Here is a 26,272-nt window from a genome sequence, read left to right as displayed (position 1 = left end):
AAATGCCGACTTTGCAGGGCGTCTACGCCGATCTAGTGGGCCAAGAACATGTTGTTGAAATCCTGCAAAAGGCTGTCCTTGCTACGCGCACAGGCGAAGAAACACAAGAAATGACACATTCGTGGGTCTTTACTGGCCCACCAGGATCCGGTCGATCATCTGCTGCAGTTGCTTTTGCTCAAGCATTGATTTGCACCAACAACGGTTGCGCAACATGTAACGAATGTAAATCCGCAGCAAATGGCGCACACCCCGATGTTGAAATAATTCGCACCGAAGGTCTTTCCATAAAAATTGATGAAGTAAGAGAACTGTTAGCTCGCGTTGCCTGGGCACCATCAATGGGTGGCTGGCGCGTAGTTGTCATGGAAGATGCCGACAGACTTACCGAATCTGCAGCGAACGCGTTACTAAAAGCAATTGAAGAACCTGGCAGCAGAACCGTATGGCTTTTGTGTGCACCAACACTACATGATGTTCTTCCAACAATCCGCTCACGTTGTCGCCACCTGCAACTAGTCACACCATCAACACAAGCTGTGGCGCAAGTTCTACAAACCCGCGATGGCATTTCACCCAACATGGCAGACTTTGCCGCACGCGTTTCACAAGGCCACATTGGTCGCGCGCGCTATCTTGCAAACAATGAATCAGTGCGCAACACAAGAAACACAATTATGAAGTTGCCACTAACGCTGCAAGGAATCTCTTCAGCATTTGCCGCAGCACAAACTTTGGTTGATCTTGCAACAGAGCAAGCAACAAATGCAGCAGAACTGCGAAATGAAAAAGAAGTAGATGATCTTTCACTTGCTTATGGCAAAGGCGCAACTGGCCGCGGCATGGCAACCGGTGGCAGCAAGGCAATTAAAGATTTAGAGAAAGAACAAAAGACCCGCCAAACCCGCATGATCCGCGATGGTCTAGATGCAGCACTGCTAGATATTGCTACTTTCTACCGCGATGTCATGATGGTGCAAGCAGGCACCAATGACGCACTAATTAACAAAGAGTTAGAAACCGAGATCAGAACCTTGGCTGAAAAGTCCAAGCCACAATCCACCATCAAGAAGATCAACGCGATCATGGATGCGCGAACCAACTTGAGCCACAACGCTGCCCCACTGCTGACCGTTGAAGCTTTAATGTGCGTTTTAGCAAGATAACTCAAAACTTAAACAGCGCGTCGGATTCTGAACTTCAGCAGATTGAGTTCACCTTGTTTCGAATACTCCCAGTTACTTGCTAGCTCATTAAACAATTTGGTACCTAGCCCTGCAGCGTTATGAGTCATCATCCGGCCATCGGTAAGGATCTGGATATTTAACTCAGTGCCTTCTAGAGAACCACTGACTGAAATCGCACTTGCTTTGGCGTGACGCACAGCATTTGCTACAGCTTCATCAATTAATGCAATGGCATCATTTACTTCGGACGCTTCTAACCCTTCAATCCAATCAACTAAAAAAGTCACAGTGGCAATTCCTCGCCAACCAGCGGCAATCTTTTCAAGTCTTGCCACAGGAGAAGAGGTCTTTGTTTGTGATAACTGCACATGATCTTGCGTAAGAATATCTACCGCGCTCCTTAACGCATGACGCGCCAAGTCAGTATCTCCCGTTTCTGATGCACGCTCAAGCAACAAGCTTGTTGCAATTAATCCAGCCTGAAATTCACCATGGAGATACCGAGCAAGATCAATATTTCTAATGGCACTTAAGTCCGAACTTAAAATAGGAAGCATTTCTTTCCTGTTAAGTATGTGCTCAAAATGCTTCAGCACAGCTGATCTTTGCTGCCCCAGTACCTTATACATATTGAATCCTAGAAGTATCACAACATGGTTAAAGGTCAGGAGAAATTGATATAAAAATGTGGTTATAACGCTATCTGTCCAAAACAGAGTACCCGGAATAACAAACAGAATGGCAAGTAACTGAAGTAAAAAGCTCAAACCAATTGTTGCGATATTTGTTGATTTGCGATCAATCAAACCAATCTTGAAAAGTGCTTCACAGGAAAAGTAGATTGCGATATTTGCGGTAGTCGCAAAAAGAGTTCCGACCGCTGCGAACTTCCAACCCTGCGAGCCATTGAGACCAATGAAGATGTAAGGGCTAGTGAGCAAGGCCACCAAGACGACCTTTAATCTTTGCTCAAGAAGTGAAATTCGAAGCAACGCAGAAAAAGAAAGTTTGGGTGTTGATAAAGTTGAGTTATTCCATAATTGCGCGCTAGTTGGGCGCAACTCTTTATTTATTAGATCCTGAATCTTGCCTGCTTGCTGTGCAAAATCAAGCTGTGCTGTTGGCAGATCTAATGCTCTTTTTATATCACTTGCCAAACTCGCGGCCAAAGATTGAAGGTGCGCAATCTGTTCTCCTGTCCGTAACTCACCGACAAGAAGGCTCTGTTGCCCACCAGTTGCTTGCTCTTTACGCACAGCTCGCAAGAAAAGTGCCTCAAACTCTCTTTGAAACTGGCGACGTGATTCCACAAAGACAGCAAGGCCGATAAACCACGCAGGAAGAGAAATCGCGGAGTTAAAGACTTTATACAACGAAGGAACCCGCTGCTCCAAATCTAGAATTCTAATTGCCACATTTATTGCGACTCCACGGGCCGCTCCGAGAACGACCAAAGCGAGCAGTTCTGTTTTCCAGCTACTAACTTTTGATGTAAAGATGAGCGCAATGGCAACGATAGGTGCAATAGAGGCATGCGCAATAAGGGAAACAAGCATCCATCGTGAAGCACCATTCAAGTCTGTAATGGTGTGGTCACTGGATAATAGAAGAACGAATACATCAACAGGAATTGTTAAGAAATACAGCCTCCATGAAATCCAAGGCGTTCTCTTCACTTAAATACCTTGGCCCTTGTTTTCAAAGTACGCCCGCACAATTTGGACTCGCATATTTGAATCTGCAGACTTTGGGATCCCTAAATTCTTGGAAATTCGATTAATTGATTTATCAATCGCTTGTTCAGATACACCGCGCGTACGGGCTATCTCTGTTGTACTCAAACCCGAAGCAATATCTTTTAAGATTTCAATTTGAACCGCAGACATAGAACTGAGCGGTCCGCTACGAACCCACGGCAATGCCCGCCGGGCCAGCGGCTTGACTATTGCCAAAGAAATTTGAATCGCAATCTTTGAAGTTGAATTCATTTCGAGTTTATTCAAGAAGATTGCACCTTCTGGCAAATTAGGCATATTTGAATTAATCAGCCGCGGATCTTTATAAGTTGTCAGAAAAACAATACCGATTGTGGGGTTTTGTTCTCGAAGTGCAATTGCCACATCAATTCCAGATGCCCCCACACCAAGGTCTAGATCTAGCAAGGCAACCTGAGGGCTATGAATTCTTTGTGCCTCAATCGCATCAAATGCCGTTGCTACCCGTGCGCGAATATCAAAGCCATGCAACGCCAAAGCATCACCCAGGGTTGCGCGCGTAAAAGGGTCATCTTCAACCAATATCAATCGCGCATTTCTCATATGCCAATGATGACAGTTAATGGCTATCTCGTTAAGCCTTAACCGAAATCAACGGTTGATTTGGTTGTAAATCCCAACCCATGAGAGTTGTCTATCCCAACCCACAATAGGAAATCACAACCGACTCCCCTCACCCTTGTATCTACCTACATAGGAGATGCATCAGTGGTTCAAAAGCACGCCAGCACACGATGGTCGTTCTCTTTTGTTGCAATAAAGACGCGAATAATCACCTGCCTAGTAGCAACTTTGATTGTGACACTATTTGCGCCACCTGCACCTTCAAGCGCGAATGGTGATCCACTACCTATTTCATTATCTGCAATCCCGGGTGTAACTCCTCCGGTGGCGGGAGAGACGCCAGTGCGGTTTATTACCGTTAATGATCAATACACAGGAGAAATTTTTTGGTCAAACATTGATGGCCCGCTTATTGGCAACTTTGAAAGCTTAACTAGTTACGTAGCTAAAATTATCATCACACCGAAATCGGGATATACATTTGATGGCGTCGATGAGTATTTTTCTTTTACTGTTGCAGGCGCTTCCAGAGTGGACGACTATGGTTCTGGAGAAGTCACTGGTACTAGAGAAGTCACTGCATATTTTTATCCTATAGTAGGTGACGCTGCAAACTACTTAGATGAAAACTTTGGCACAAATGGATCATTCAATATAAAGGATATCTTTGGTGCAGAGCCTCTGAATGATAGTAATACAGCAGTGGGGCCCATAAAGATAGATCGCATAGCTGTTGATTCTCAAGATCGAATTGTTGTTCTCGCGTCTTTTTATGACGCAGATCATGTCGATAATCACATCTTGTTTCGCTTAGAGGAGGATGGTGACTATGACAACAGCTTTGGAGTCGGTGGTCCCTCACTACGAAAAGATGTAGATGACACGCCAAAATCACACGTTCTGGTAACAACCACCGGCAGTTGTTATGGCTTCTCTGAAAGAGTTGATTTAGAGATTGTTTCTGGCGACAAGATACTAGTTTTGCTATCTGGTACCGATGTTCAAGGCCAGTGTTTTGGGGCTTACCACAATTTTGTAGCTCGTTACCATAGCAATGGAACCATCGATTCAACATTTGCTGGTGACGGGGTAATCGGGAGCTTAGAGCCTCAGTCCGAGTCCTTCCCAGAGGCACTTTTTACTGACTTCGCCGTAGATGCGGAAGGCAAAATTGTGATTGCTAGCCTTTCGAATGACAGTCAATTTGAAATTTTAGTACAAAGATTTACTTCTTCTGGAGTGGCAGACGAAACTTTCGGCGAACTCGGCGAATCTGGTACAGCATTTATTCAGTTAAGTCCTCCACTAATCTTTAGCCCTACAAGTGAAAGTGATCCACAGTCTCTATGGACTGACGTTAGAAGCCTTCAGATAATCGCAGATGGCGACACTGGTTACGTAATCGCATTCACCGGGCCGACATTTGACATGCTTGACGGGTTCTTTAGTCAATTGATACGACTCGAAGCAGACGGTGATATCGATCTGTATTTTGTACCACCAACTGAAAATAATTTATTTGATGATGAGTTTATTTTGCCTAACTTTTTTGTCACAGATTTGGCGCCAGATGGTTCCTCAGGATTCATAATGTCGGGCACATTTCTTGCAGGTTTTGGTCCTAATGGTTTCTTTGGTTTCGTGGTTCGGATCAATTTGGATGGAAGTTTCGATACTGATTTTTTAGGAACTATTGGTGATTTAGAATCAAGTAACTTAAGTCCTGTAGTCTCTGATCAGTGCTTTAACACTGCATTACTTGGAAATAGCATTACACATCAATCCAGTATCGGAATAATTGCGGGTAATTACTGCCAGCAAGAAGTGCATCAAGGGCCAAGCGTGAAAGCACTTTCACCTTCAGGATCATTTCGTGGCGAGGTTTTCCTTCCGTATAACTGGGAGCCAGATGCTGTTAACGGGGATCTAGGTGCTGTTAACCAATTGCAGGGAACAAGTACTGGGAAGATAGTTGTTTTGAGTGGAACACGACCTACACGAGGCGCTCTTGGACTTCTTCTTCTCATAGGCTTTTTGGGAGAAGTTGATCCCGACTGGACTGAGGCAAAAATTACTCGTTACGCACTACCCGAGTTACTGATTGCACCTCCAAGCCAGCCTCTGGGGATCACGGGACCAGGACAGGTCGTAGGAGTCGTTGGCACACCAATTGATCCAGCGAGCTTCACAGTTACGGGAGGAACTGGTACGGAAACCATCACCGTCACCTCAAATTACGCACTACCCGCTGGCCTATCTCTTTCAACAGTAGGCCTCATTAGTGGAACACCGACTGTCGCCGGAACCACTACCACCAGATTTACAGTTACAGATAGTTCTAATGAGACCGCAACCGCGACCGTTGAGTTTGTATTCTCTCCGGCACCAACAACGTCAGCACCACCGGCTCCAGTTGTTGTTTACGTTGCACCAAAACCAGTGCCATACTTAAAAACTTTAACAACACCAAAGTTAAACCTCAAAGATGGCAAGTTGATCTGCACACCTGGCACATACAACGCCGGCTACACACTCGATGGTGTTGTTCAAGGAAGCACCACAGCTCTCTTTACGCCATCTACCTTCACCTATGACCTGCTTATCAACGGCATCACACAAAGCTCACTTACAGTAACAACTGCAGTATCAACGGCATCATGGAATCTTCCTACAACACCAAGTGGTGCAATGATTTCGTGTTCTGTCACTGTCAGTGCAAACGGAGTTACCAACACCGACAAGAGCAGTGACAATGCAACTTCAAGCAGCTCAGCACTTTCCACCCAAACAACAGCCATAGCAACAGCCAATGCCACATACGCAGCAGCCTTAAGCGCTAACTCAAAGGCTTACCAGAAGGCTCTTGTAGATAACCGCGCTAACTGGCGCACAGAGATCGCCGCGATTCGCACTAATTACTTCGACACCGTGGCTCGCATAAATGCCCAACCTAAATCAGCGGCAACCAACAAAAAAATGATTGCGGACAAATCAACGGCGCTAAAAGTCATGACCGCCGCGCAAAAGAAATCTGCCGCCGACTACAGAGCCAGCCAACCTGCAGCAGCTGCCGCACAAGTTGCTGCCAACAAAGCAGCACTTGATGCCAAGAGCGCAGCGATTGCAAAGGCCAACGCCGCATACGGAACCTTCATCGAATCAATCGGCTATGGGGTTCTAATCCCCTAGTGGCTTAGTACCAACTTGAGCCACAGCGCAGCCCCTTTGCTGACTGTTGAAGCTTTGATGTGCGTCCTAGCAAGATAAATCCTAAAATTAACTTTTTTATAACACGCTGACCCTGTCTCACCCCTACAGTTGCAGTATTCGTCGACCTCCGGCAAATTAACGGAGAGCACGGTCAATTCATGAGTATTTCCTTTTCACGCATTCAATCTGCGCTCTTAGCGTGGGTTCTACTTCTAACAGCCTCGCTTTTAAGCATTGGCGTTGCAGCACCTGCAAGTGCAGCAGTCACAGGAGTTTGCTGGGCATGGAACATGGACAATAAAGCCACAGGTAACTTTCTAACTGACGGTAGCCATGACGGAGTCACAGCAGCCGCAGGCACCTACACGTTAAGCGATTTCAAAGTGAATTCAAGTATCTATCCAACAGTTGAAGCTGGTTCGATTTCAAACGGAACATACGCCTTTGGCTCACAGCCGCCATACAGCTTTGTCTGGAACGGAACTGCACCAACAGTATTTCAAAGAGCTAGCTACTCAGATCTTGGTTGGAACCGAAATGGTTTTGGAATTAATCACGACTCTACTGATGGTAGTGGTGCGTACATTGGGTTCGGGATTGAATCCTCTTATATTGGAGACGAAGTTTATGGAACAACTCGTTATTCGAGCAGTAACACAATTTCACTTAGCCCAACTGCGCGCACTGACTGCGATCTAGCCCCCGTGGCACCCGTCGTTGAGTATGAACCAGAAGCGATCCAATTCTTAACAACTCTTACTCCACCTAAATTAATCTTCTCTAATGGCAACTTGCTATGTATGGCAGGTGAATACCGATCCGGCTACATCATCGATGGCGTTATCCAAGGAGACGCAACAGCAAAATATAAGCCAGGCATCTACGTATTTACTCCAATCATTGATGGAGTCCCACAAACTTCACTTGCAAAAACTGTTAAGGGTTTTAACGGCGCAGGTTGGGACCAAGAAACAACTGCCCCAAGCGGAACAATGGCAACTTGCTCGGTAACGGTGACAGTAAATCACTTAACCAACATTGATAAAAGCTCAGACAGTAACGAAGGCACCGCAGCTGTAGTCAGCGCAGCCAAAGCGACACTTGCTACAGCAACTGCTGCTGCCGAGAGTGCATATGAACTGGCAAAGATTCAGAATGCAAAAGACTTAGTAGAGAACTTGCAATTTGTGAGTTATCTTCGAAGTGAAGGTACATGGAATACTCGGTTCAGGTACATGTACAGGAACCTAGATCTTGATAGGGAATACTTCAGAGGGTCAATCAGTATGAAGGACTACTTCGCGGCTAGGGCTGTCTTGCGAGAACAAGAGGCCGATGAAGTTAGGAAGTTTCCTGCAATGCTTGATTCACTCACCGCGATTTATACAGGCTCTAAAGACAAAGCCAACGAAGCAGCACTTGATGCCAAGAACGCAGCAATTGCAAAGGCCAACGCCACCTATGGAACCTTCATTGAATCAATCGGCTACGGCGTCCTGATTCCTTAATGGCTTAGATCTAACGTGATCCACAACCCTGCCCCATTGCTCACTGTTGAAGCTTTGATGTGTGTTTTAGCCCGCTAAATCATTCACGATTTTTTCGGTTACTTGCTTTTTTATAAGCTGCAATTTTGTCTCGTTTTCCCACTGATAAAACAATGACAGTAATAGCATTTTTATTGACGGTGTAAATAAGCCGATAGCCGCTGCTTTTCGACTTAATTTTGAAACAATCATTTAAGTGCCCATGAAGTCGCGCACTTTCAATAATTGGCTCAACTAATCTTTTTGTCAGCACCTTCTTAAGTTCTGCTCTGACTGAGCCATCAAGTGCGTGCCACTCCTTTAGTGCATCTGGATCAAATTTAAGCTTGTACAAAACTTAAATTTCTACAGATCATCAATGTTGACAGGAACAGCCTTTTCCAGTCGAGCAAGACGCTTCTTGATAAGTGGGGTCGCCTGCATTTCGAAGTAAAGCTCAGAGAGCGCTTCAAATAGTTCAGGTTCAACCACATAAAAACTGGGCTTGTTATTAGTCAACACCGCAAATGGCTCTTTACCCGCCTTTTTTACAGCTGCCGCAGGATTCGATTTGAACTCCGAAATGCTCGTAGTTTTAGTTGCCAAGATAGTTTCCATGATTGCCCCCTAATTTTGACCTAAATATAGCCCTAAATTTGGACCTATGCAATTGTGCCTCCCTTTTCCCTCCTAATGAGTACTAAATGTGTGTCCTTGCCCGATAGTTCCTTCAAGCACCTGAACCGTCTCTCAACGCCTCAACCGCCGGCTACTGACGAAAGTCGGTGGCGGTCTCGTTCTTTTCCCGGACCTTTTCACCGCCCACCGACAGCTTCAAACACTTATCCCCAACCCCAAACCAACCCCACACCCCACGCTCAAAACCCCCCACCCCACGCTCGCCAGTGGTAATCACCACCCCCTTTCATAGGGCAAGATTTCCCCATGCGCTTAGACCATGTCTCATATGTAACCTCCCATGATCAGCTCGCTGACACCGTTCAACGCCTTGGCGCTCGCCTAGGCAGCACCTTTGTTGATGGCGGAGTCCACCCACGCTTTGGCACTCGCAACTTCACAATGCCTCTTCAAAACGGCCAATACATCGAAGTTGTCTGCCCACTAGATCACCCTGCAACAGAGCAAACTCCTTGGGGCAAAGCTGTTAGCAAGAAAGCACAAGAAGGCGGAGGTTGGCTCACTTGGGTTTTTGCAACTGAAGATATTTCAAATGTTGAAGAGAAGTTCGGACGCAGCGCAATCGAAGGTCACCGCACACGCCCGGACGGCACTGATCTTAAGTGGAAGCAAATCGGAGTAAATGAAATTACCGATTCTCGCGAACTCCCATTCTTCATCCAATGGTTAACAGCTGATCACCCATCACAAGATGGGAAAGCTGTTGCTGCAATAGAAAAGATTACGATCGCAGATACAGATCACTTAGGTGATTCTTGGTTTAAGTCAGAGATCCTTGATGGATTGAATGGCGCAGATATTGAGTTTATTGACCCATCAACAAATGATGGTGAGTATGGAATTGTTGCTGTTCATCTGACGACACCTGGTGGCGTTGTGCGGTTGGATTGAAAACTAGGTGGGACACAGTGTAATTATTAAATTTGAAGAACCCTTCAATTAGGCAAATTATTTGCAAGTAAGATAAAAATTCAACTCAGAAAAATTTTTAGACAGGCGAAATCAGGAGTTTTTCAAAACCCAGTACCTAAACAACGCTAAAAGATGGCAATGAGAAAATCAAATTTCCACCTTTCCGCAGAAAAGACTGGTTCCTATCTAAAAGATTATCCCGAAAATGCCACGGCAATACCAAATATCCTGAAGGATTTTGAGCAAGGGAATCTTGCTCACTCACGATAGGGATTAGTGAGCCAGGAGCGAAACAACCGAACTTGATGGGATTAACCTCAGCTATACAGGACAGGTCGCGAGAATTAATTTCTGCGTATTGCAGAAATGTGTTTCCTTTGGTTGAGGCTCCTAGTCCATGAATTTCTTTCCCGAGTCTACTTTCCTCAGAAATGTATTCCTTTAACATGTCGATATTTTTGTCAATTTCAATTTTCATTCCATTCAGAGAATCAATGATTACCCCTACATCAATTTTTGCAATTATTACTGAATTAGCAAGGACTTTGCTCAAATGCTTTGCATAAACTCTTAAGCTGCCACCATTCGCATTTGTGTGCTTGACGTGATCAATTACCAAGCCATGCTTCTGCAGTAAGAATTCGATTGCTTCAATGTTATAATACTCCAAGTGTTCATGGCAGATAGAATCGAATGCATTACTTGATAAAATGGTTTCAAGAGTGGTTAATTCAAAAACCCAAATGCCATTCACATCTAATATTTCAGAAATTCCCTGAACAAAGGCATTTGGATCGGGTAGATCATAAAACATCGCAATGCTAGTTATCAAATCAAATTTTGCATTCGCATGTAATGCCTCAGCAACCCGACTACTTGAGAAAAAATCTGAAATCTTTAAGATGCCTTGGGAGTAATTGTCGGCAAGCTGATCAATTGCAGGATCAATCCCAACGAGCATTAAACTATCTTTCCCGTGTTCAACAAACCAGTTCAAAAAAGTCCCATCGTTTGAGCCAATGTCAAGGATTCTATTGACCGAAGTCCTTTTTTGAGCAAAGTCATACACCTCTCTTGCAAGTTGATTTAAATGAAAGACCATTGAGCTATTTAACTTCGATTCGTAACCATAGTCCACACCAAATAAACTGGAAGTTTCAAAGTCACGATCCAATTGGACCAGGCCACATTGGCCACACACTAATAAATTTAGATAGCCGTATCCGACCTTTTCATCTTTAGTTTTTGGAAAAAAACCACAGGAAGCAAGGTTTCCTAGAGATATTGACTTTGAAAGTTCACGGGACTCGCAAACCCGACAATGTGAGATCAATGAAAATGGTAAGTCGACTTTACTTTCTAAACTCATCTTATGAGCCTCGTAGAATCTCTCTTGGGATCATAACTATCCCAATCGTGCGCACCTTCAATTTGAGAGAGCTCTTGTTCACACATTAAATCACAAAGATGTTTCCAATCAATCTTTGGTGTCCACCCAAGAGTAACAAACATGCTGCTGTTGTCTGCTTTCAAATCAATAACGTCGGATATTCGCTCATAGTGAGGATCGATTTGAAGCCACTCTTCTGGATCAAGTTCAAAGTTGGCAAAAACTCTATTTAGAAAGTCTCTAACGCTTGCAGAAACACCTGTTCCAACAATGATTGAGGCTGGATTATTAGCTAGCAACATCTCGTATGCAGCATACATATATTCTGGCGCGTAACCCCAATCTCGACAACTTTGTATATTCCCTAGCCGGATACTTTCGGGACTTTCCCCACTACGTAGTTGATTCTTGATGCGCACAGCTTCCTTTACTATTTTTTTTGTCACAAAATTTTCACCACGGCGATAACTTTCATGGTTGAATAAAATCCCAGCTACCGCAAATAAACCATATGTTTTGCGATAAAAATCGACAAGTGAGTGGGCAGATTGCTTAGAAATTCCATATGGCGATTCAGGTGCAAACATAGTTTCTAAACCTTGCGGTGCAGGCTGATTACCAAATAGCTCGGAAGTGCTTGCTTGATAAAATCGAGTATCAATGTTCGTCAGTCGAATTCCTTCAAGTATGTTTTGGACACCTAAAAAGTTAACTGCATGTGTGTAGTTCGGGATATCGAAAGAAATTTTCACATGGCTCTGTGCTGCTAAATTGAAAATCAAATGAGGTTTTAAACGACGGATGATTTCGGTGGTTCCAAGTGCATCAACTAAATCGCCATAGTGTAAATGAAGCAGATTCTTTGATCTATTGTTGGGGTGACCATGGTCAATAAGATGTTCAATTCGCTTAGTATTAAATGATGATGACCTTCGAACGACGCCATGCACTGAATATCCCCTACTCAACAAAATTTCTGCCAAATAACTTCCATCTTGGCCAGTGACACCAAATATTAGAGCAGTTTTCATGGCTTAAGTGTCTATACTTTTGCCTCGTGAGGCCAATACCAAAACGCCCAATTTAGAATTTAAGCCGGTCTGGGAGGAATTATGACAACTTGGATTGTGGGTGCTGGCGGCCAAGATGGGAAAGTCTTAGCAGATCAACTTTCCGTCCTCGGCGAGCAGTTGATCCTGCAGTTTAGAACCGAAATTCTATTTCCTGATGGCTCGGTTGAAAAGATTCGTAACATGAGCGCATCGATGGCCGCAGAACTGATTAAAGAGTTCAGTATCGACAAAATCTATTTTTTGGCAGCATATAGCAGGCCGAAATCCATCAGAGGTTTGGATAAAGACTCGGCCTCAGATAATTTTATTCAAATTGAAAAACTTTTTGAGAATATTTGTAAAGCAGTGATTATAGTCGGTACGCAAATTAAGTTATTTCTTGCGAGTTCAAGCTTAATTTTTTCAGGTAGCTTCCAGTCCCCCCAGAATGAAGAAACCATCCCATCACCGCTAGAACCTTATGCAATTTCAAAAGTACGTATGAGCGAGACGCTATTTAAATATTCAAGGAAAAGTGAGCAAATCAAACCAATTGTTGGAATCTTTTATAACCATGAAAGTGTATTCAGGACTGAGTTTTACTTGAGTCACAAGGTTATAAATCATGCACTCGATGTTTATGATGGGAAAAAAGAAAAAAAGATATTGAAACTTAGGGGGGAAAATAGTAGATTCGACGTTTCACATGCAAATGATTTTATGCGAAATTTGATTATTCTAATGAATACAAACTTCACAGGCAATTGTGTATTTTCATCTGGATATTCGATAGGGATAAAGGATTTTTGCAAACTTGTTTTTCAAGAATTGAATCTAAATTACAAGGAACATATTTACTTTGAAACCGAGAGCCAAGGATTTAGTAGAGAAATTCTGTTGCAAGGAGATAATTCCCTCCTAAAGAGATTGATTCCACAACCAGAGGTATTTACCCCAGAACAAACAATCAGGCGGCTAGTAGGGGATTGGCAGACGAAGAGAGAAAACATTGCAAAGTAAAGAATTACTAATTGTCATTCCTACAATTAACGAGAAAGAGAATTTAATTTATTTACTTCCGAGTATCTTTACTTTTCAACCAAACTCTACTGTTTTGGTGATAGATGATGGAAGTACCGATGGAAGTTCAGAATATGCGAAATCATTAAATTCACCGACTCGCAGAGTTAAAGTCATAGAGCACCACTTCCGACGCGGAATAGGTTCAGCCCACGTCGAGGGACTTCGGTATGCACTTAGAGAAAAGTATAAAATTTGTATAAGCATGGACGGGGATCTCACTCACGATCCGAAGTACATTGATGAATTAGTTTCGACTTTATATAAGAATGACTTTACTTCAGTGGTGATCGCTTCTCGATTCTTGCTCGAGGACGGAACGTCTAGTTGGACTTTATTGCGTAGACTTATGACTAGTCTTGGTCACTCCCTCACTCAAAAGCTTCTACGAATGGAGTGGGATGTTAGCTCTGGCTTCCGGGCTTATAAAGTTGAGTCGATAAAGCCCTCCATGTTAACTTGGCTTGAAAATTCGGCTTATGAGTTTTTTCCAAAAAGCGCATATTTCCTCAAAAAGAATAATCTTCATATTGAGGAAATTCCTGTTTACCTCCCAAAGAGAACTTATGGAAACTCAAAAATGACATTGTTAAAAGTTATCAAATTACTATCAAATATTTTTAAGTTAAGGATAGACTTCAGGCTAGCCAGGAAACGAGGACTACTTTGAGTGAGATTTTGCTATGAGAGAAAACACACCTGAGGAATGGGATTCCTACTGGGAGGAAGAATTATCGCCAAGTTTATTTACGCGAATTTATTCGAGAATTGCGCATTTTTACCGCCAGCACTTGATTGGACCAAGATTAGCTAGAGTGCTCTCTCGTAATTTTAATCAAGGTGCTCGCTTATTGCATGCTGGTTCAGGGGCTGGTGAAGTTGATTTGCTTGTCAGAGATAGTTTTGAAATAGTAGCGGGAGACATGTCTAAATTAGCACTAGATAAGTATGTAAAGCAACACCCTGATTCAGAAGTGATACTGTTGAACATTACAGAAAAGAACTTCAAGGATTTGCAAGTCCAGGGTATTTACAACTTAGGAGTAATGGAACATTTAACTCCTGAAGAGATTGTCTTGTCTTTTCAAAACTTTTCAGCCTCATTGCCTTCTAAAGGAAGAATTGTCTTGTTTTGGCCACCTGTTTACGGAACATCGGTGGTTTTTTTATATGTTGTTCATTTTGTATTGCAAAAAATTTTTCGCAAAGCTATTGTTTTGCATCCTGATGAGCCTAATAAAGTTTCAACTGTAACTAATTTTAGAAAGTATCTTGTCGAAACAGACTTAAGAATTATAAGTTTTCGTATGAGCTGGCGAGATATGTTTACCTACATGGTGATCACCCTTGAAAAATCAACATAAAAGAGAAAGCCTACATAAAAGGTTACCCTCAGATATTAAATCAAAGAAATTTTCCTTATCAAAGAGGGGTGGCCTCTTAGTTCTGTTAATAACGCTTGTTAACTCTGCTTTTTGGAGAATATTTGGAATTAGCAGAGAAAGTTTACATGTAGATGAACAAATTCAGGCGTTACTAGTCTCGGAGTCACTCGGAGGCACTTGGAGCAATAGCAGATATTTGGGGATGCCCCCTTTAGATATGACATTTGCATGGCTTTCAATGAGAATTTTCGGGGCAGATAATTTTGCAATTAGGATCCCACCAACTTTCTTTGGAATAATGTCTTGTGTCATCTTTGCCTTAACGATCACAAAGTTAAGCAACTTGAAGATTGGAACACTCGCTGGAATCCTCGCTGCAGTGACCCCCGCCCTGGTATTTCAACAACAGACTGCACGGCCTTATGCCCTTTATACGTTCCTAATAGTTTCCATTTTCTATTTTTCGACCGGAAATGAAAGAAGGAATCGGCTGTGGATGGTTATTTTTCTAACCTTCTTACCTTGGAGTCGTGCTCTAGAAGGACCGGTATCTACCGTTTTTCTTTCAATCACTTTTGTTATCATTATCATTCACCGGAAAAAATTAAAGTTTAATGGAGTTAAAGAAGTTTATATTTTTATAGCACCTATTCTTAGTGCGATTTACTCGGTGCAATGGACGAAGAATACAGAGAGCACAATCATTGGAGCACCTGATAGCTACATAAATAACTTTTCAGAAGCTTTTATGAAATTACAAACATTACCTGAGTTTATTTTAACCCTGACAAAAGTAGTCCTCGGATTCAATTTCATAATAATTATGAGTATATTGATAGTAATCTCTTTGGCTCTTCTTCCTTACAAAAAAACTCACACGATCATAAATTCGTCAAAGCCACATCAAGCGCTGATTACTTCACTCTCTAGTCTTACACTTGTTAATTTTTTGAATTCAATCACGATTTTTATTGCACTATATTGTCTGACAAAACTTCAATTTTTTGACCGATATTTTTCTTTGGGTATCTTTGGATGGATCGGTATTTTAGTCATGCTTGTTCATTTTATTACTCAATCTAAATTCAATTACGCAAAGTATTTTTCCAATTTATTAATCGTAATTTTGATAGTTCAATATGTTTTTACATCATATCATCAGGCAATCAGGATTGACAAGATTCAATTTGATCAGGTAAACAACTACATTTTATCAAATGATATTAGCCAAGAAAATGAAGTGATTGTTTTTCAATCGGGAGACTTCAATCAGTACCTACCTGGCTGGCCAGTATCAATTGGCACAAATATGCAAGTAACACCCACTTGGTTACCGTACGTTATAAAAAGGATTTATCTTGAAAATGAATCTGTCTTTGGTAAAAATGATTATTTCTCTACGATAGTTCTTCTACCGAAAGTTGACTCGCGCTCAAATCTATTGATTGGACAACCTTGGGCGAACAATATGTTTAAGGCTTCCTTGGATAGCGAAAAAATTACATATCTTCCGGGCGGTGCATATATTCTTAATGGTCTAAGTAAAGCAGAAATGTTAAGAACTGTAGATGTTGTTTTACAATCTTCAACCGAGGGTAGCAATTTGTGGATAAGCGCTTATGGCTTAGCGCTAGCAGAAAGTTCCGGATTTCCTGCCTCAGAAATACAAATTTTGGGCTTTTGTAGGTACCTAAAAATCAATCAAGAAATAACGCAAGGGACTTCCTTTGGACTTTGGGGGCAACCAAACATTTTGACTTCAGAATTCTTCCAGAAAAGCAAGGCGACTTACTGTGACATTCGCTAGACTTAAGTGTCAGTTCAAGCGATTCTCCAAGTTGCAGCGGACACGGATTCATTTAACCCTCAAGAATTGTTTTCTTTTGTCGATTGTGATCTCAAGTAATACCCGTTTAGAGTTAGGATAGTCCCTATGAGGATTTTAGTCTCAGGTGGTGCAGGATTTCTGGGCTCGCATTTGTGTAGAAAGCTATTAAGTCAAGGGCATGAAGTTTTGGCAGTAGATAATCTCTACACGGGGTCGAAGTCTAATATTGTGGATTTGATTGATAACCCAAATTTCGAATTTTTACGCCATGACATAACCTTTCCTCTATTTGTCGAAGTAGACGGGATTTTCAATTTGGCTTGTCCCGCTTCGCCGAAGCACTATCAGAAGGATCCTGTTCAGACTTTGAAAACTTGTGTTGTTGGCTCAATAAATATGTTGGGAATTGCTAAAAGGTTGAATATTCCAATTTTGCAAGCATCGACTTCTGAAATCTATGGTGACCCGCAAGTCTCTCCACAAAATGAAAGTTATCTTGGAAATGTAAATCCGATTGGTATTAGGGCCTGCTACGACGAAGGTAAGAGAGCCGCTGAAACGATCTTTTTCGACTACAATAGACAGTACAACACAAGAATTAGAGTAGCTCGAATCTTCAATACATTCGGACCAAATATGGCAATCGATGATGGCCGCGTAGTAAGTAATTTTATCTGGCAAGCTTTGAATAATGAGCCATTGACGATTTTTGGGGATGGAACGCAGACGCGTAGTTTTTGTTATGTTGACGATCTGATAGATGGATTGGTGGCTTTGTTTAATTCAGAAGATACAAATGGACCTATCAATTTGGGGAATCCAGGGCCAATTTCAATGCTCGATCTTGCTGAAGAGATTATTTCTCTCACAAACTCAAAGTCTAAAATTAAGCACTTGCAGCTTCCAAGTGATGACCCAAAGCAACGCGTCCCAGACATCACCAATGCTAGCAAGCAACTGGGGTGGCAACCCGTGATTGATCGAAAAACCGGCTTAAGAAATACAATTGCCTATTTCTCGAATTTGAAGTTAAAAATGGGGACAAAATGAAGAATCTTTCCGTGATAATTCCTTGTTACAACGAGGAAAATACAATTTTAGAGCTGGTTCAGAGTGTCCTTAAACAAGAAAGTGTTGGGGAAGTGATTGTAATTGATGATTGCTCAACAGACAGAAGTTTAGAACTTCTTAGAAAAATTAGTGACAAAAGATTCATAGTTCTCGCTCAAGAGCGCAATCAAGGGAAAGGAGCCGCGGTTTCTAGAGGATTTGCCTCTGTGAGTTTGGAGTTTTGTGTAATACAAGATGCGGATCTGGAATATGACCCAAATGATTACAACGCACTTCTTGAACCACTAATTTCTGGAAAAGCGGATGCGGTGTTTGGTTCAAGATTTACTTCGAGTGGTTCAAGGCGAGCATTGTATTTTTGGCATCGTATGGGAAATAATTTTCTAACCCTTCTATCAAATATGTTTACAAATATCGACTTAACCGACATGGAGACATGTTATAAAATGATGAAGTCAGAATATGCAAAACTACTAAAAATTCAAGAACCTCGATTTGGTATTGAACCAGAGATGACAGCTAAATTAGCTGCTATGAGATTACGAATTTTCGAAGTTCCCATTTCATACAATGGCCGAACTTACGATGACGGCAAAAAAATTACCTGGAAAGACGGATTTAGCGCGATTCGGTGCATCGTAAAATACAACACACCAGCTGCCAAAAATCGAATTCTAAGGTCCATAAGTTCTAAGTGACAAAACTACCCAACCTTTACAAAAAACAAAATTTCTTCTTTTTTTTGCTATTCGGCGTGGTTCTTTCAGGTATTAATTCTAAATCGTTGCTTTTAAACTGGCCGTATATCTCACCTGATGGTTTTGACACGATACTTGAGGGAAGACTTATTGGCACCGATGATTTGGTTCTTCCAATTCTGCGAAATCCAGGAATTGTTATGGTTAGTAAATTTGATGCATTTTTTGGGGGATTTGGCGCGATTTTTTGGGCCTCCAACACAGCAGGCTTAACTCTGCAATGTATAGCTATTCAGAAATATGCTTCTAGGTATTTAATAACCCCACAAAAACTATTCCTAATTTTGGCTGTCTATTTTCTGAGCTATATCCACTTTATTTCACTATTTATCTTGGCAGATACGATCGCAATTGGAATTATGTGCTATGCGGTTTCCTTGATTCTCACAAATGATGATATTACTAAAGTAACTTACCTAAAAATCCTTTTTTTGATTCTCATTTCATCCTTGTTTCAATCATATTGCCTAATATCTCTAATTCCATTCACGATGAGTTTAGCCAGAAGTGGTTTTTTCCGATGTATTTTGCAGGGGATTTTGGGACCAATAGGAATTTATCTCTTCGTAACTAAATTCTATCAAGATGCTATTCCACATCTCGCCACGCCAGTTAATTTCCCACTTTTAAAGCTGTCTTTGGATATGTCTTCGTTCTACTTTAATACTTGGCTTGTCACATTTGGGCCCATATTGGTTTTAGTATTCGCGCTTCTAAGCTCAATGAGCAAGAATCGAATTAGACCAATATCAAAATTTATTTTCCTCAGCTCAGATCTTATTCCAGGGTATTCAATATTATTCTTAACGTTTTTCTATCAGTGGCCTGAATCAAGATTTACATACGTGTCTTATTCACTTATTGCTCCAATTTTATTGATCAGGACTGTTTATGTTTTTTCAAAAGAGGAGAAAAAGTTTAGAACTTCAATTCTAAACTCGCATCTAATCTTCATCGCTGCGCTTGGTACAGTTCTGGTAAATCCTCAGGACTCTTGGAAACCAAAAATAGCTGACATGGCTCCTGGAAAACTTTGGATAGCACAGGCATTTGTTTCAGCTCTTGATCGTGACCAGTCAAGCCCCTATAAGAATCTTTTGATCGAAGTTGACAAGTATTGCAATTCAAATCACCCAAAACCGGAAATAAAAGAATTTGCAAGTTCTTTGACTTCAGACCCGTATACTCAATCTATGATCTCGCTATCTTTACGATATTGCGTATATAAGTAGAGTTTATAGCAATGAATTTCAAAAATATTCCTCGCGAATTTAGAATCTTTTTTGCTAAAATCAAGAATCTAACTTTAAAAACTAATCGATCCAAGTTGCGAAGCTATGTTTTGAATATGCCAAAAAAGAGGTTCAAAACAATTTTGAGAGATTTTAATGTTTATCTTATGAACCCAAACAAGAATGCTCTCAATTTAAGAGAGTTGGAACTCAACTATTACACCATCCAAAGCCCACCAGTGGTTGCGCCAGTCTCAAACATATCAATTGTAGTACCGATTTTTAATGATTTTGACATGGTAAGTAAATTAGTCTTTCAACTAATCGACAGCGAGCCATTGGTAGAAATAGTTTTGGTTGATGATTGTAGCGATGAGCAAGATATGTTCAAAAAATTGCAAAAACTAGCGACTGAGACGCCACGGATTAAACTGATCAAAACACCAGAAAATTTAGGTTTTACTGGGAGCGTAAATTACGCATTGCTTTTTGCAACCCAAGATAACGACATACTTCTATTAAACTCCGACACATCAGTTCCGAATCTTTTTGCAAGCCGAATGCATATGAAATTGCAAGAAGACCCGAGGGCCGCGAGCATCACTCCACTTTCCAATGCAGCAGAAATTGCATCTGCACCCTTAATTGGCGTTGACTGCAGTTCAATTTCGGCGGAGATAGCCCTGCAGCTTGATCAAGTGGCAAGGAGTAAAAAAACTTTTTGGAATTCTGATATGTGGCCAGTTACACCAACTGGAGTTGGCTTTTGCATGCTAATTTCTAGAAAAGTCATAAACGAAATTGGAATGTTTGATGAAGACAAATACCCGAGGGGTTATGGAGAAGAAAATGATTGGTCACTTCGCGCTCGAAATCGTGGATTCCTGAATTTTATTTGTCCAAGTGTTTATGTTTGGCATTCACATGGCGCCACTTTTGGATCGGAGAAAGAACTATTGCGGTTATTGCATTCACAACAATTAAACAAAGACTATCCTGAATATAGTGGTTTGATTAGGAATTTCTATTTGAACGATCCTTTAGAAAAGTATAGACTCGAGTTATATTTGATATATCTCATTGAATTTTCTAATTCTAATTTGCAGATAATTTTTGATAGCAGTGTAAGTGGAGGTGCTCGCAAGTATTCAAGGGAAGAAGGTATCTTAAAAGATTCCTCTATCTATCTTTTGATTAAACCGCTGAATGAAGAAGATTTGAGTATGACTATTGTTCATGAGAAAATTCAAATCAATTTTTATGGAACTTGGGATGATTTGGTGAATTTTAGCCAGAAATTTAATGACAAATCTCTTCTTGTAAACAGTATTGCTTTTGTGCCGGGCACGTCATCCTCCAAAGTAATTAGAAAAATTAGAGCATATTTAGTCAATTCTGAAATTACTGATTGCTTCATAGTCCTTCATGATTTTCACTCACTGTGCCCTTCAATAAACTTAATTAACTCTCATGGAAGATATTGTGACTTACCACAAGAAGAAACATGCCAAAAGTGTCTGCCAAAAAATGTATTCGCAATAGAAAGTAAGTCAGTCAGCATTCATGAATGGCGTAATGAATGGTCTGAATTGTTTATGAATTTGAAAGAAATACGTTTTCCGAGTAACTTTGCAAAAGAAGAATTTTTGAGGGTTTTTCCTGCATTTGACTTGAAGTGCTTTGTCATTAGCCCGACTACTAAAATTCTGAGGAGTTATGTATCAAAGGTGGACCCTTCATTGAAGAAACCTCTGGACTTTCTCGTCTTAGGTAACATTAATTATGCCAAAGGTTCTGGAGTATTAAAGAGTCTTTCGCGAGAATTAGAGAATCTTGAATCAGATATTTACTTGCGACATTTTGGCCTCATTGACATGGATATTCAATCAAAGAATTATTTCAATTACGGGCCTTACTCAAGTCTCAACGAGATAGAAGAGCGCTATGAAAAATTCAATTTTGTGGGGGCTCTTTTCCCCTCGATATGTCCAGAAACTTATTCGTATGTTTGCGATGAGTTAAGCGGAATGAATATTCCGGTAATAGCATTCGACATCGGGGCGCCATTTGATCGCTTTCAAGGTCAGAAAAATTTTCACTTTGTATCTATTCCAAAAGATGGCAGAAAATTCCTCCAAGAAATAGAGGCTGTGTTAATTCAGTCATTCAAGCGATGAGTGAATAATTTATTCATGAAAATGGTTTATGTAGTCATGGCTGTCTTCAACGGCGAAAAGTTTTTGGATGAACAGATTAAAAGTATTTTTGATCAAAAACAGATAGATGTTAAATTGCTCATTGTTGATGATGGTTCCACAGACAACTCGTTGAACATAATCTTGAAATGGCAACAAGCTGGGTTTGAGATATATTTAGAATCAGCGGACCACGTTGGAAGCTCAAAAGCCTATGCAAGCATCCTTAAGAGGGTCCCTCGCGGTGCATTCGTTGCATTTTCAGATCAAGATGATGTGTGGAAAGATGACAAATTAGCGGTACAAATAGAAAGTTTCAATTCAGACAAACCTAGTCTTGTAACATCAAGAAGATTCTACATCGACGAAGAGGGACGGGAAATTGGAACTTCGCCAACCCTACGTCGACCCCCATCGTGGAGGAATGCATTTATCGAGAATATCGCATACGGAAATACAATTGTTTTAAATCCAAAAGGCTTGGAATTAATCACTTTGAAAGCAATTCCAACAGATGTTTATTTTGATGCATGGATATATCTATTGCTATCGTCTGTTGGTACAGTAATCACTTTGGATGAGCCATTGGTTAGATATAGATTGCATGAAAATAATCAAATAGGGATCGGCAAGAATCGAATGAACGTTCGAAAGGTTAGATTAGGATTTTTGAAGTTTTATACACAAGTTCAAATGCTAGTTGAATTGTATCCGGAATATCTGCCAAATGAGGTCTCTAATGAGGCACACAAATTTTTAGCAGCATATAGATCGAGTTCGATCACATTTCGCTATCTCAGAGTTTTTAAACTCAAGGTGTATAGACAAAGTGCATACGATCACTTTCTTTTCCGTCTCTTTACACCACTAGTGATCAGAATTAAGAATAGTAACTAGATACTTTGAGTACTCACTTGCAGCAAGTTCAACAACAATTTTTTCAATTTGAGATTTTGATATCCAGTTATTTTTCCAAGCAATTTCTTCAAGACACGCAATTTTAAGGCCAGTTCTCTCTTCAATAACTCTTACAAAATTTGCGGCATCGTTTAAAGATTTGGGGTTTCCAGTATCGAGCCAAGCAGAACCTCTTGACAACTTTGTATATGTTAATAAATCGTTATCTAAGTAGTGTTGTAAGACTGAAGTTATTTCTAGTTCACCCCTCTTACTTGGTTCCACGTGTTTTGATATTTCACTTACCCTGTTGTCGAAAAAATATAGACCAGTTACTGCGAGATTAGATTTAGGAGAGTGTGGTTTTTCTATGATACTCTTTGGTTCGCCGCTTGCATCAATTTCTAAAACCCCATATGAACTTGGGTCTGTTACCTCATAAGCAAAAATGTGAGCACCTAGTTGTGGAAGAGTATTTAAAATTCCTTTTCCAAGGCCAGCTCCATGAAAAATATTGTCTCCTAGAACCATCAGACAAGAATCGCCCGACAGAAATTTTTCACCAATTGTGAATGCTTGGGCTATGCCCCTAGGTTCAATCTGGGTTTGATAATGAAATGAGACTCCAAGACGCGACCCATCGCCAAGCAACTCTTTGAATTGCGACTGGTCATGAGGAGTTGTGATAATTAAGATCTCGCGAATTCCAGCAAGCATCAAAGTTGATATTGGATAGTAAATCATCGGCTTGTCATAAATTGGCAGAAGTTGTTTACTTATAGCACGGGTTATGGGCCATAGGCGTGAACCCGTGCCACCGGCTAGAACTATTCCCTTCATTGTTCAATTCTAGAGGGTAAGGTTAGAAATAGGTTGTGATGGGGGTGGTCAAATGAAGTTACTTGTGACGGGTGCCGCAGGTTTCATCGGCTCAAATTTCGTGCGGATGATTGCCAACGGCAAGATGGAGGGAATTTCCAGCGTTGCCGTTTTGGACAAGCTCACCTACGCAGGGGTTATGGAGAATTTAACTCAGGCTGAGAATATTTCAAATTTCTCATTTGTTGAAGGCGACATTTGTGACCCGCAGTTGGTCGCTTCAATGCTTGAAGGTATCGATGCGGTAATCAATTTCGCAGCGGAGTCACACGTAGACCGTTCAATAAATGGGGCATCAGATTTTGTTCAGACCAACATCGTGGGAGTCCAAGTGCTTTTGGATGCCATCAAAGGCTCAAGCAGAAAGATTCGATTTGTACAGGTCTCAACAGATGAAGTCTATGGTTCTATCGAATTCGGCTCTTGGACAGAAGATTGGCCACTTCAACCTAATTCTCCTTATTCTGCAAGTAAGGCAAGTGGTGAACTGTTGGCTCGTTCGTATAACAGAACTCACGGCTTGGATGTAGTAATTACACGTTGCAGTAACAACTATGGAACGCACCACTTTCCAGAGAAATTGATCCCGCTATTTATTACAAATTTAATTGAAGGTAAGAAAGTTCCAATCTATGGAACTGGAAAGAATGTTCGGGACTGGCTTCATGTCGATGATCACTGTCGCGGGGTTTATGATGTTTTAATGAATGGGCGCTCTGGTGAGGTCTATAACATTGGTGGCGGTCGAGAGCTAACCAATAACGAAATCACTAGTCTGATTCTTCGAGCTATGGGTGCAGATGAGTCTTCGATTGAATATGTGGAGGAACGAAAAGGACATGATCTCAGGTATAGCGTTGATTGGACAAAGATCAATCGGGAATTGGGTTATGAACCCCAGGTTAGGTTTGAAGATGGTCTTAATGAAACCATTCAGTGGTATCGAGACAATGAAGCGTGGTGGAAGCCACTCAAGAATCGCTAGCCTGTAAATGACTTGGTTGATTACAGGTGGATCGGGGCAATTGGGTATTGCGGCCACTCAAGAGCTTAGTGAGCTTGGAATTATGTTTTCTGCTTGGGATTCAAGAGATTTAGATATCACCCAAGGTGAAATAGTTCGTGACTTAATTTTGCATTTGTCACCGGAAGTAATTATTAATTGTGCCGCATGGACAGATGTTGATGGAGCTGAAACGAATGAGCGCGAGGCATTCGTCGTAAATTGTGATGGAGCCGAAAATATTGCTCTGGCAGCAAAGGACTGTAGCGCCAAGTTAATTCAAGTTTCAACAGATTATGTGTTTTCAGGTAAGAGTAAATCCCCGTGGCAGTCAGGGGACGTGATTAATCCGCAATCAGCATACGGTCGCACAAAAGCAAAGGGAGAAGGCCGAGTCCGCCTCGCTTACCCAGAGAATTCATCGATAGTTCGAACTGCATGGCTATATAGTCCTTGGGGTAAGAATTTTGCAAAGACAATGACTCGACTAGCAATCAATGGCGATAATGATGTTCGGGTGGTAAATGATCAGTTGGGACAACCAACTTCTGCCAAGGATCTAGCGAAGCAACTTGTTGAGTTGGGTTTGTCAAATTCACCCGCAGGGATTTATCACGGAACCAATTCAGGAGAAGGAACCTGGTTCGAATTTGCTCAGGAGATATTCAAATTTGCGGGAGCAGATTCAAACCGGGTAATTCCGGTTTCTTCAAGCGAGTACCCCCGACCCGCAAAGCGGCCTTTATATTCTGTTTTAAGCCATGAGGCTTGGGGAAAAACTACAGTTCAGCCGATGAGAGATTGGCGAATCGCGCTTCATGAAGTGATGCCTGCAATCATTTCTGCGGTGCAGACGGAAGAATAGATATATGGAATTAACACCACTTGGCATTGAAGGAGTTTGGTTAGCAGAATCACCTGTTTGGAACGATGACCGTGGATTCTTTCGCGAGTGGTTTAAATCCGAAGACATCAAGAATTCAACCGGTAGAGATTTTGGAATTGAACAAGCGAACATTTCACTTTCATCCAGAGGCACCCTCCGAGGGATTCATTACAGTATTGCGCCTCGCGGTCAGGCAAAATGGATTACATGCGTCGCAGGTTCGATCAAAGATGTAATCGTTGATATTCGACCAAATTCAAAAAGTTTTGGTAAATGGATTCAAGTTGAACTAAGTGGCGATTCAGGAAATGCAGTCTTTATCAGCGAGGGGTTAGGGCATGGGTTCTTGGCGTTGGAGGACAACACAGCGGTTGTTTACTTAGTGTCGACACCTTTTTCACCTTCAGAAGAACTAGAAATCAATCCATTCGATGAAGAAATTGGAATTACCTGGGGAATGAAAATAAGCGATTTGAGGATTTCAGAAAAAGATAAGACTGCCCCAACACTCTCCGAGCGACTCAAGCAGGGAAAACTTAATTGAGCATCAAGATCCTCTTCTAAACTTTCTGTATATTGAAAATAATTTCCAAGTTCTTGAATTCACAACACTATCACGTTCCATTACCGCGTTATCACGTTCCAATACCGCGTTATCACGTTCCAATACCGCGTTATCACGTTCCATTACCGCGTTATCACGTTCCATTACCGCGTTATCACGTTCCATTACCGCGTTATCA

The 26,272-nt window shown here is 41.4% G+C and carries 23 protein-coding genes and 1 pseudogene; 16 read left to right on the top strand and 8 right to left on the bottom strand.

Annotated elements, in window-relative coordinates; translation table 11 throughout:
- The first annotated feature begins 2 nt into the window (after positions 1-2).
- Positions 3-1,166: a DNA polymerase III subunit delta' gene (locus AC9UC2_RS00800; protein ID WP_509524099.1), complete on the top strand. Its 1,164-nt coding sequence runs from the start codon at positions 3-5 to the stop codon at positions 1,164-1,166.
- Between the two features lie 8 nt (positions 1,167-1,174).
- On the opposite strand, the gene AC9UC2_RS00795 is transcribed toward AC9UC2_RS00800, so the two are convergent.
- Positions 1,175-2,863, bottom strand: a complete 1,689-nt coding sequence (locus AC9UC2_RS00795; RefSeq protein ID WP_509524097.1) for a sensor histidine kinase — start codon at positions 2,861-2,863, stop codon at positions 1,175-1,177.
- Complete coding sequence (locus AC9UC2_RS00790; RefSeq protein ID WP_509524095.1) at positions 2,864-3,505, bottom strand: response regulator; 642 nt, start codon at positions 3,503-3,505, stop codon at positions 2,864-2,866.
- Positions 3,506-3,670: 165 nt separating this feature from the next.
- Here AC9UC2_RS00790 and AC9UC2_RS00785 point away from each other — a divergent pair, with 165 nt between their 5' ends.
- Together AC9UC2_RS00785 and AC9UC2_RS00780 are read left to right on the top strand one after the other, a co-directional pair.
- Positions 3,671-6,715, top strand: a complete 3,045-nt coding sequence (locus AC9UC2_RS00785) for an NHL repeat-containing protein (RefSeq protein WP_509524093.1) — start codon at positions 3,671-3,673, stop codon at positions 6,713-6,715.
- Positions 6,716-6,894: 179 nt separating this feature from the next.
- On the top strand, positions 6,895-8,244 hold the full coding sequence (locus tag AC9UC2_RS00780) for a hypothetical protein (RefSeq protein ID WP_509524091.1): 1,350 nt from the start codon (positions 6,895-6,897) through the stop codon (positions 8,242-8,244).
- A gap of 79 nt (positions 8,245-8,323) precedes the next feature.
- Here AC9UC2_RS00780 and AC9UC2_RS00775 read toward each other — a convergent pair whose 3' ends face one another.
- A complete protein-coding gene (locus AC9UC2_RS00775) occupies positions 8,324-8,617 on the bottom strand; it encodes a type II toxin-antitoxin system RelE family toxin (RefSeq protein WP_509524089.1) in 294 nt (97 codons plus the stop codon).
- Between the two features lie 11 nt (positions 8,618-8,628).
- Complete coding sequence (locus AC9UC2_RS00770) at positions 8,629-8,880, bottom strand: type II toxin-antitoxin system Phd/YefM family antitoxin (RefSeq protein ID WP_509524087.1); 252 nt, start codon at positions 8,878-8,880, stop codon at positions 8,629-8,631.
- Positions 8,881-9,207: 327 nt separating this feature from the next.
- Between AC9UC2_RS00770 and AC9UC2_RS00765 the strand changes: the two genes are divergently transcribed.
- On the top strand, positions 9,208-9,852 hold the full coding sequence (locus AC9UC2_RS00765) for a VOC family protein (protein WP_509524085.1): 645 nt from the start codon (positions 9,208-9,210) through the stop codon (positions 9,850-9,852).
- Between the two features lie 136 nt (positions 9,853-9,988).
- Here AC9UC2_RS00765 and AC9UC2_RS00760 read toward each other — a convergent pair whose 3' ends face one another.
- Both AC9UC2_RS00760 and AC9UC2_RS00755 read right to left on the bottom strand, forming a co-directional pair.
- Positions 9,989-11,242 carry a class I SAM-dependent methyltransferase gene (locus tag AC9UC2_RS00760; RefSeq protein ID WP_509524083.1) on the bottom strand — a complete coding sequence of 418 codons (1,254 nt, stop codon included), beginning with the start codon at positions 11,240-11,242 and terminating at the stop codon, positions 9,989-9,991.
- Complete coding sequence (locus tag AC9UC2_RS00755) at positions 11,239-12,294, bottom strand: GDP-mannose 4,6-dehydratase (protein ID WP_509524080.1); 1,056 nt, start codon at positions 12,292-12,294, stop codon at positions 11,239-11,241. The genes AC9UC2_RS00760 and AC9UC2_RS00755 overlap by 4 nt, the downstream gene beginning before the upstream one ends.
- Before the next feature lie 81 nt (positions 12,295-12,375).
- Here AC9UC2_RS00755 and AC9UC2_RS00750 point away from each other — a divergent pair, with 81 nt between their 5' ends.
- The 9 genes from AC9UC2_RS00750 (at position 12,376) to AC9UC2_RS00710 (ending at position 22,761) form a co-directional block, all read left to right on the top strand.
- Positions 12,376-13,335: a GDP-mannose 4,6-dehydratase gene (locus AC9UC2_RS00750; protein WP_509524078.1), complete on the top strand. Its 960-nt coding sequence runs from the start codon at positions 12,376-12,378 to the stop codon at positions 13,333-13,335.
- On the top strand, positions 13,325-14,065 hold the full coding sequence (locus AC9UC2_RS00745; RefSeq protein ID WP_509524075.1) for a glycosyltransferase: 741 nt from the start codon (positions 13,325-13,327) through the stop codon (positions 14,063-14,065). Before AC9UC2_RS00750 ends, AC9UC2_RS00745 begins: the two co-directional genes overlap by 11 nt.
- A gap of 13 nt (positions 14,066-14,078) precedes the next feature.
- Complete coding sequence (locus AC9UC2_RS00740; protein WP_509524072.1) at positions 14,079-14,759, top strand: class I SAM-dependent methyltransferase; 681 nt, start codon at positions 14,079-14,081, stop codon at positions 14,757-14,759.
- Positions 14,743-16,587 carry an ArnT family glycosyltransferase gene (locus AC9UC2_RS00735; RefSeq protein WP_509524070.1) on the top strand — a complete coding sequence of 615 codons (1,845 nt, stop codon included), beginning with the start codon at positions 14,743-14,745 and terminating at the stop codon, positions 16,585-16,587. The genes AC9UC2_RS00740 and AC9UC2_RS00735 overlap by 17 nt, the downstream gene beginning before the upstream one ends.
- A gap of 126 nt (positions 16,588-16,713) precedes the next feature.
- Positions 16,714-17,658 carry a UDP-glucuronic acid decarboxylase family protein gene (locus AC9UC2_RS00730; RefSeq protein WP_509524067.1) on the top strand — a complete coding sequence of 315 codons (945 nt, stop codon included), beginning with the start codon at positions 16,714-16,716 and terminating at the stop codon, positions 17,656-17,658.
- Entirely contained in the window at positions 17,655-18,377 is a 723-nt protein-coding gene (locus tag AC9UC2_RS00725; RefSeq protein ID WP_509524065.1) for a glycosyltransferase family 2 protein, read from the top strand. Before AC9UC2_RS00730 ends, AC9UC2_RS00725 begins: the two co-directional genes overlap by 4 nt.
- Complete coding sequence (locus AC9UC2_RS00720) at positions 18,374-19,669, top strand: hypothetical protein (protein WP_509524063.1); 1,296 nt, start codon at positions 18,374-18,376, stop codon at positions 19,667-19,669. Before AC9UC2_RS00725 ends, AC9UC2_RS00720 begins: the two co-directional genes overlap by 4 nt.
- A gap of 11 nt (positions 19,670-19,680) precedes the next feature.
- On the top strand, positions 19,681-21,846 hold the full coding sequence (locus tag AC9UC2_RS00715) for a glycosyltransferase (protein WP_509524060.1): 2,166 nt from the start codon (positions 19,681-19,683) through the stop codon (positions 21,844-21,846).
- Positions 21,847-21,861: 15 nt separating this feature from the next.
- Positions 21,862-22,761: a glycosyltransferase gene (locus AC9UC2_RS00710; protein ID WP_509524058.1), complete on the top strand. Its 900-nt coding sequence runs from the start codon at positions 21,862-21,864 to the stop codon at positions 22,759-22,761.
- Here the strand turns inward: AC9UC2_RS00710 and rfbA are convergent.
- Complete coding sequence (gene rfbA, locus AC9UC2_RS00705) at positions 22,732-23,601, bottom strand: glucose-1-phosphate thymidylyltransferase RfbA (protein ID WP_509524056.1); 870 nt, start codon at positions 23,599-23,601, stop codon at positions 22,732-22,734. The genes AC9UC2_RS00710 and rfbA overlap by 30 nt on opposite strands.
- A 52-nt stretch (positions 23,602-23,653) precedes the next feature.
- On the opposite strand from rfbA, the gene rfbB reads away from it, so the two are divergent.
- The 3 genes from rfbB to AC9UC2_RS00690 are packed head-to-tail and all read left to right on the top strand — an operon-like array spanning position 23,654 to position 26,073.
- Positions 23,654-24,625, top strand: a complete 972-nt coding sequence (gene rfbB, locus AC9UC2_RS00700; protein WP_509524054.1) for a dTDP-glucose 4,6-dehydratase — start codon at positions 23,654-23,656, stop codon at positions 24,623-24,625.
- Positions 24,626-24,632: 7 nt separating this feature from the next.
- Positions 24,633-25,508, top strand: coding sequence for a dTDP-4-dehydrorhamnose reductase (gene rfbD, locus AC9UC2_RS00695; RefSeq protein ID WP_509524052.1), 876 nt, complete (start codon positions 24,633-24,635; stop codon positions 25,506-25,508).
- Between the two features lie 4 nt (positions 25,509-25,512).
- Positions 25,513-26,073, top strand: a complete 561-nt coding sequence (locus AC9UC2_RS00690; protein WP_509524049.1) for a dTDP-4-dehydrorhamnose 3,5-epimerase family protein — start codon at positions 25,513-25,515, stop codon at positions 26,071-26,073.
- Between the two features lie 3 nt (positions 26,074-26,076).
- On the opposite strand, the pseudogene AC9UC2_RS00685 reads toward AC9UC2_RS00690, so the two are convergent.
- A pseudogene (locus tag AC9UC2_RS00685) lies at positions 26,077-26,272 on the bottom strand (hypothetical protein); the annotation flags it as partial.

The organism is Candidatus Planktophila sp. (assembly GCF_036734405.1).
Classification (GTDB): domain Bacteria; phylum Actinomycetota; class Actinomycetes; order Nanopelagicales; family Nanopelagicaceae; genus Planktophila.
The sequence above is the reverse complement of the archived record's forward strand: the minus strand, read 5'-3'. Positions and strand labels throughout refer to the sequence as shown.

Excerpts from the sequence above, each read along its gene's own strand:
- AC9UC2_RS00740 (WP_509524072.1), top strand. The coding sequence starts at position 14,079 with ATGAGAGAAAACACACCTGAGGAATGGGATTCCTACTGGGAGGAAGAA.
- AC9UC2_RS00730 (WP_509524067.1), top strand. The coding sequence starts at position 16,714 with ATGAGGATTTTAGTCTCAGGTGGTGCAGGATTTCTGGGCTCGCATTTG.
- AC9UC2_RS00725 (WP_509524065.1), top strand. The coding sequence starts at position 17,655 with ATGAAGAATCTTTCCGTGATAATTCCTTGTTACAACGAGGAAAATACA.
- AC9UC2_RS00715 (WP_509524060.1), top strand. The coding sequence starts at position 19,681 with ATGAATTTCAAAAATATTCCTCGCGAATTTAGAATCTTTTTTGCTAAA.
- AC9UC2_RS00780 (WP_509524091.1), top strand. The coding sequence starts at position 6,895 with ATGAGTATTTCCTTTTCACGCATTCAATCTGCGCTCTTAGCGTGGGTT.
- AC9UC2_RS00755 (WP_509524080.1), bottom strand. The coding sequence starts at position 12,294 with ATGAAAACTGCTCTAATATTTGGTGTCACTGGCCAAGATGGAAGTTAT.
- AC9UC2_RS00790 (WP_509524095.1), bottom strand. The coding sequence starts at position 3,505 with ATGAGAAATGCGCGATTGATATTGGTTGAAGATGACCCTTTTACGCGC.
- AC9UC2_RS00770 (WP_509524087.1), bottom strand. The coding sequence starts at position 8,880 with ATGGAAACTATCTTGGCAACTAAAACTACGAGCATTTCGGAGTTCAAA.
- AC9UC2_RS00760 (WP_509524083.1), bottom strand. The coding sequence starts at position 11,242 with ATGAGTTTAGAAAGTAAAGTCGACTTACCATTTTCATTGATCTCACAT.
- AC9UC2_RS00710 (WP_509524058.1), top strand. The coding sequence starts at position 21,862 with ATGAAAATGGTTTATGTAGTCATGGCTGTCTTCAACGGCGAAAAGTTT.
- AC9UC2_RS00750 (WP_509524078.1), top strand. The coding sequence starts at position 12,376 with ATGACAACTTGGATTGTGGGTGCTGGCGGCCAAGATGGGAAAGTCTTA.
- AC9UC2_RS00765 (WP_509524085.1), top strand. The coding sequence starts at position 9,208 with ATGCGCTTAGACCATGTCTCATATGTAACCTCCCATGATCAGCTCGCT.
- rfbD (WP_509524052.1), top strand. The coding sequence starts at position 24,633 with ATGACTTGGTTGATTACAGGTGGATCGGGGCAATTGGGTATTGCGGCC.
- AC9UC2_RS00690 (WP_509524049.1), top strand. The coding sequence starts at position 25,513 with ATGGAATTAACACCACTTGGCATTGAAGGAGTTTGGTTAGCAGAATCA.
- AC9UC2_RS00800 (WP_509524099.1), top strand. The coding sequence starts at position 3 with ATGCCGACTTTGCAGGGCGTCTACGCCGATCTAGTGGGCCAAGAACAT.
- rfbB (WP_509524054.1), top strand. The coding sequence starts at position 23,654 with ATGAAGTTACTTGTGACGGGTGCCGCAGGTTTCATCGGCTCAAATTTC.
- rfbA (WP_509524056.1), bottom strand. The coding sequence starts at position 23,601 with ATGAAGGGAATAGTTCTAGCCGGTGGCACGGGTTCACGCCTATGGCCC.